The organism is Maritimibacter sp. 55A14, assembly GCF_003122205.1.
Classification (GTDB): Bacteria; Pseudomonadota; Alphaproteobacteria; order Rhodobacterales; family Rhodobacteraceae; genus QEYE01.
Window position 1 is genome coordinate 1 of the sequence record NZ_QEYE01000047.1, and the last position, 4,408, is coordinate 4,408.

The following is a 4,408-nucleotide window of genomic DNA, read 5'->3' on the forward strand; positions in this document are numbered from 1 at the left end:
TCATGTTCGGTAGGCTCAAAGACTGGCGACGGGTCGCAACCCGATATGACCGATGCCCGAAGGTATTCCTCTCCGCCATCGCACTCGCCGCAACCGTCATCTATTGGCTATGAGTCCTGACCCTAGGAGTTCGACAGTCATCAGTGCGCCGATTAGGTTGCCAATCAGAAAGGGGGACGATGGATGCTCCGGCCAGTCAGTTCGACGACGTCCATACTGGGTGATGTCGGTACCGTTTTTCGCGTATCGGTCGCGATCGTCGTGATCTTCGTCCTGGCGGCGGCAATCGCGCCCGCGGTGGTGGAGCGCGCCGCGCGGGCGGTGCTCCATGCGACGGCGACGAATGTCGGCTGGATGTATCTTCTGGTGATGACGGGATTCGTCTTTTTCGTCCTGTTCCTCGGCCTATCTAGGATCGGTAACATACGACTGGGTGCCGCGGACGAGCAGCCCGAGTTCTCATTTTCGAGCTGGCTTGCGATGATCTTCTCGGGCGGGATGGGCGTCGGCCTCGTATTCTGGGGCGTCGCCGAGCCGATGATGCACTTCAACTCCCCACCAATCGGCAACGGTCTGCCGCGGACGGCCGATGCGGCACAGACCGGCATGCTCTACGCCTTCTTCCACTGGGGACTGCACCAGTGGGCGATTTTTGCGCTGGTGGGACTCGCCCTGGCCTATGTCCGGTTTCGTCACGAAAGCCATGGCCTGATAAGCGAGACCTTTCGTCCACTTTTGGGCACCCGCGTGGATACCGGCTGGGGCAAGGCCATCGACGTGCTGACGGTCGTCTCGACGGTATTCGGCGTGGCCACGACGCTGGGACTTGGTGCACTGCAGATCAACAGCGGAATCGCGCAGCTGACCGGCATCCCCTACGGCTTCCCGGCCCAACTGGTGATCCTCGCTGTCATCGGAATCCTCTTCACGCTGTCGGCGATGACTCCGCTAGACCGTGGCGTAAGGCTGCTGAGTAATGCCAACATGCTGCTTGCGGCTGCGCTTCTTGGAGTGGTGCTGCTATTCGGGCCAACCTCCTTCATCTTCGGGGTCTTCACCCAAACCCTGGGCGAGTACCTGGGCAACGTGATCCAGATGAGCCTTGTCACCTCGCCCTATTCAAATGGAGCGTGGGTTGAGCAATGGACCATGTTCTACTGGGCCTGGGGGCTGAGCTGGGCGCCCTTTGTCGGGAGTTTCATCGCCCGGATTTCGCGCGGGCGAACCATCCGCGAATTCGTCCTGGGTGTGATGATCGTACCGGTGGCGCTGAGCATGCTGTGGTTCTCGACCTTCGGCGGCGCGGCCATCCGGTTCGAGATCTTCGAGAGCGCTGGCATCGCCGACGCCGTGGCTGCTGAGGTTCCAGCCGGGCTCTACGCCCTGCTCGATCAATTGCCTGGCAGTGGGGTGCTGACCGTTGCATCCATCGCGCTTGTCGGCATGTTCCTCGTGACCTCGGCCGACTCGGCCACTTTCGTGCTTGGCATGTTTACGTCGAAGGGCGTACTCAACCCGACACGCGCGGTGCGGGTGCTCTGGGGCTCCCTGCAGATGGTGTTGGTCGTGGTGCTGCTCCTGGCCGGCGGTCTGGAGAGCCTGCGGACGGTTTCGATCATCGCGGCCTTCCCGTTCATGCTATTGATGATCCTGATGGCAGTTTCGCTTTACCGTGATCTTTCGCAGGAGATCGAGGTCCGCGATGAGAAAGCGCAGCTTCTCGAGCAGCGGATCGAACGCCTGTTGCTGCGGGAATCCGAACGCGAGGCGGCCGAAAAAGCCGAGGCCGAAGTCCATCCAACAGCTCCCGAAGACGCTGAGGCGGCGGCATTCCCCGGCTCGGAGGAGGACAGCGCTAGTAACTGAAAATCCGAGGGCGCGGGTAAGTTTGCGCGCTCTTTGTGGCTTTCTCAAGTATGAAAGCACAATGCTTTCAGTTGCGCCTCACCGGTCGCTCTCCTCGCGGCCCGAGCAATACGACCGGTACCTATCCCTCCGGTTCGTTTTTGGAGAACGCCCAAGTGCGTCCGCGTGCATGGCGCGTTTTGCTGCATCGGCATCAGGCGGCTTTGTCCGCATTGCACGAGTTCGCCTATAACTCGATTTCGCAGCCGCAGCGAAAGTCAGCAATGACGGGCCGCGCCGCAGCAATGCGAGGTGCTGGCGAGTGGCCGCATTGGGCCGTCCGCGAAGCTTCCTAGAGCTGCAACCATGGCCCTGCTGCGCCGCATCCGAGGTCGGCAGTGAGCCCAGAGTTACCGATGCTGCGGATCGTATGAACGTCTGCTTTCGTGAACTCGGTCGAAGATGTGCCGAAATGAACCCCGTTCTGCCACGTGTTTTGACACGGCATGCGCCCGCACATGCAATTGCCGCGCCTGCTTGAGGATACCAACATCGACTGCTAAGTTAACGCCCGCTTCGGACAGGCATTCGCCTTGTCTGATGCTCTGTGGCAACGGGTTCGCTGCCAAACACACATGCGTCGCGCGATCTGAATTGGAGCGCCATCGCCGGAAAATCCACATCACTGCATTTCTTGCAAGGAGGAACATATTACCTACGCAAAGCTTTTGAGAGCCGCCCTTGGCGGTGCCGTTGCAATCGTTATTGCCAACATCGTCAGCAACATCCTGTTTTTTCAACTCGGCCGACCACTTCTTTTTGAGAACGAAGCCCAAAGCGCGAAAGTCATCGCGGTTCTGTTCGAGATGGAACCACTTCCCCTCATGTTCACGAACGGCCCGCTATACATGGCCATCGCCGCCGTGATCGGAGTCATACACGGCCTGGTCTTCTATTGGATCGAGCCGGCCCTACCGCGTGGGATCGTCGCGCGTGGACTGGCCTTCGGCGCTATCCTTTGGGCGCTAATGGCGCTCTATTTCGAGTTCCACACGCCATTCAACATGTTCGGTGAACCGGTCGCGCTTGTTGCGGTCGAGCTTGTGTTCTGGATCGCGGTCGTGGCCGTGCAAGGACTTGTCCTGTCCATCATCTACGGGAGGGGTCGGGATGAATTGGCAAGCCCTGTGGAATGACGGTGCGGTCATCTCGATCCACGCACTCGTCGCGCTTGTCGCGATGGGGGCTGGGGCCTTTCAGCTTGCAGCGCCCAAGGGAACGACACCGCACAAAGCGCTCGGCTATTTCTGGGTCGGAGCGATGGCCATTGTCGCGGTAACGAGCTTCTGGATACACGAGTTCCGGTGGTTCGGGCCCTTCTCCATCTTACACGTTCTCTCGATCCTAGTCCTTGCGACGTTGGTCTACTCCATCCGAGCGATCCGCCAAGGACGTGTCACAGCGCATCGGAACTCGATGATCCAGCTATATGCCTTGGCCTTGCTGCTGACCGGAGCTTTCACTTTCATACCGGGCCGGACGATGCATGCCGTCTTCTTTGGTGGATGATCGAACCATACTAACTTTATCCGTTTGGAAGATTGAGCGCACCAATGCGGCCCCGAACCAGCGTTTTTTGCTAATTATGTCGTAAGCGGCCATTGGAGCCACCGCGGCGAAAGCCCGTTTTGTCCGCGCTGACCGGCCACTAAGTGCCCCACTGATGCTGCAATGCGCATGAACGGCGGCTTCGGTGCGGCGACCCGGTGGTCTGTAATTGGCAGGGACGGGCCGGAATTGAAGTAACAGTCGCGTTGGCTCACTTGGGTTCTTGAAAACGCTTTCAATTGGCACCACAGTAACCTCAACACGAGGCACCAAAATCGGGATCTTGTCGGTCCCGATCTCTGTGCGGCGCTAGCTCAGCTGGATAGAGCGCCCTTCTCAAAAGGGGGATATCGTGGGTTCGAGTCCCACGCGCCCCTTTTGAAATCGTCAATGCCTGAGCATCACTCTGGCCTGATCCAACGCTTTCGCAGATGCAGCGAACTTCCGGTCTAATGGGCTGCAGCGCAGCGGCGGCTGTTGGTGCTTGCTATCGGCTCTGGGCCGGAACGAGCCGTTGCTCGCCTGGCCGCGGTTTGCGCACGCGCCGCACCGCCGCAAGTCGGCTCCAAGCCCAAAGTACCGGATGCTGCGCTATCCACGAATGTCGGCTATACCAAAGAAATTTGGAGTTTAGCCTCTCGGCAATCGTCAAAATATCTAAGAATAAGTGTTCCTAGATTTTCTGAAGAGACCGGTAGTATTCATATCGTTGGTATTGAAATTCCTGCGGTGTTTCGCCATTCTTCGTCGCTCTGATTTCCATGTCCTCAAAGATGCTCGTTTCATCGGCTTCGGGAACGGGTACGCCCAACCGTTCAAATGCGTCCAGCACCTGACCAGCCCCACCTGAGTGGTCCGGTTTGAGTGTTAGTGCATGATCGGCCTCTGGTCCATTGGCAGGATGGTTTCCGGGGCCGGTGGGCGGTAGCCCAAGGCACTGTGGGGTCGTCTGGTG

4 protein-coding genes, 1 tRNA gene and 1 pseudogene are annotated in these 4,408 nt (G+C 59.0%); 5 read left to right on the forward strand and 1 reads right to left on the reverse strand.

Features of this window, described 5'->3' with window-relative positions; genetic code table 11:
• The 5 genes and pseudogenes from DDZ14_RS19000 to DDZ14_RS19020 form a co-directional block, all read left to right on the forward strand.
• Positions 1-113 (forward strand): annotated as a pseudogene (locus tag DDZ14_RS19000) (IS5/IS1182 family transposase); the annotation flags it as partial.
• Positions 114-183: 70 nt separating this feature from the next.
• Complete coding sequence (locus DDZ14_RS19005) at positions 184-1,866, forward strand: BCCT family transporter (protein WP_109426546.1); 1,683 nt, start codon at positions 184-186, stop codon at positions 1,864-1,866.
• 707 nt (positions 1,867-2,573) lie between these two features.
• Positions 2,574-3,041, forward strand: coding sequence for a hypothetical protein (locus DDZ14_RS19010; protein ID WP_233252652.1), 468 nt, complete (start codon positions 2,574-2,576; stop codon positions 3,039-3,041).
• Positions 3,016-3,414, forward strand: coding sequence for a DUF2306 domain-containing protein (locus tag DDZ14_RS19015; RefSeq protein ID WP_109426547.1), 399 nt, complete (start codon positions 3,016-3,018; stop codon positions 3,412-3,414). Before DDZ14_RS19010 ends, DDZ14_RS19015 begins: the two co-directional genes overlap by 26 nt.
• A 344-nt stretch (positions 3,415-3,758) precedes the next feature.
• A tRNA-Leu gene (locus tag DDZ14_RS19020) sits at positions 3,759-3,830 on the forward strand.
• Between the two features lie 296 nt (positions 3,831-4,126).
• Here the strand turns inward: DDZ14_RS19020 and DDZ14_RS20070 are convergent.
• The coding region (locus tag DDZ14_RS20070) for a hypothetical protein (RefSeq protein ID WP_233252653.1) at positions 4,127-4,408 on the reverse strand (282 nt) is incomplete at its 5' end.